This window comes from Roseovarius sp. MBR-79 (assembly GCF_053628555.1).
The window spans coordinates 1-1,165 of record NZ_JBRJGP010000077.1 but is presented as its reverse complement, the minus strand read 5'-3'; the positions used below and the strand labels follow the sequence as shown (position 1 = coordinate 1,165).

1 pseudogene is annotated in these 1,165 nt (G+C 62.3%); it reads left to right on the top strand.

The window, feature by feature from the left end:
• Positions 1-95: 95 nt before the first annotated feature.
• A pseudogene (locus tag ACSSV8_RS20210) lies at positions 96-1,022 on the top strand (dihydrolipoyl dehydrogenase family protein); the annotation flags it as partial.
• Positions 1,023-1,165: the final 143 nt, after the last annotated feature.

Below are 1,165 nucleotides of genomic sequence, written 5' to 3'. Positions count from 1 at the left end.
CAACATGGGCATCGGCGGCATCACCCCCGCTATGAAACTGAAAATGGCCGCGTGAACTCTACGGACGAACCCCGTTAAAAAGGGGGGGATTACCGCTGGACAGCACGTCCCTTCTTGCGCTGGAAACCCTGCCGGAAAGCCTGGTCTTTCTCGGCGGCGGCTATATCGGTGCGGAGCTGGCGCAGATGATGGCGCGGATGGGAGTGCGCGTGACCGTGGTCTGCCGCTCACGGCTTTTGCCGCAGGCCGAACCCGAAGTGTCGGCGGCGCTGACGCAGGTGTTCCGGGACGAGGGCATCACCATGCACTGTGGCTTGACCTATGATGCCTGCCAACGCGACGGCGACCGTGCCGTGCTGTGCCTCGATGAGGGCGGAAAGCGGCTGGAGCTGCGCGCCGATCATCTGGTGGTGACCGCCGGGCGCAGCCCCAATACCGAAGGTCTCGGACTGGCAGACATGGGGATAGTGACCGACAGACGCGGCGCAATCAAAGTGGGTGACGATATGCAGACCATCCGCCCCGGCATCTACGCCGCAGGCGATGTCACCAACCGCGACCAGTTCGTCTACATGGCCGCCTATGGCGCAAAGCTGGCAGCCAGGAACGCCATGGGCGGCGCGGAACACTATGACAATACTCCAATGCCCTGGGTGGTGTTCACCGACCCGCAGGTGGCGGGGGTCGGGCTGACCGAGGAACAGGCGCTTGCCGCCGGGCATGAGGTGAAAACAAGCGTTCTGTCACTCGACAACGTGCCCCGGGCGCTCGCAGCCCGCGACACGCGTGGGCTGATCAAGCTGGTGGCGGATGCCAAGACCGACAGGCTTCTGGGCGGCGTGATCGCGGCGCCCGAAGGATCCGACAGCGTCCAGACGCTGGCATTGGCGCTGAGGTTCGGCATGACGACCAAGGCGCTTGGCGAAACAATCTTCCCTTACCTGACTACCGTCGAAGGATTGAAACTGGCGGCGCAGACTTTCGATCGGGACGTGGCAAAGCTGTCGTGTTGTGCGGGGTGAACAAAACCAGACTGGTGGCCCAGAACGCAAAAAGCCCCCTTGGTTTCAGCTAGGGGATGCACACATCTTCAGGTTTGGTTTTCGCGGAGCGCTTGACGGGTTTTGCGTTGCATGATTCGATTGTCCTACCTTGAATGGAGGGC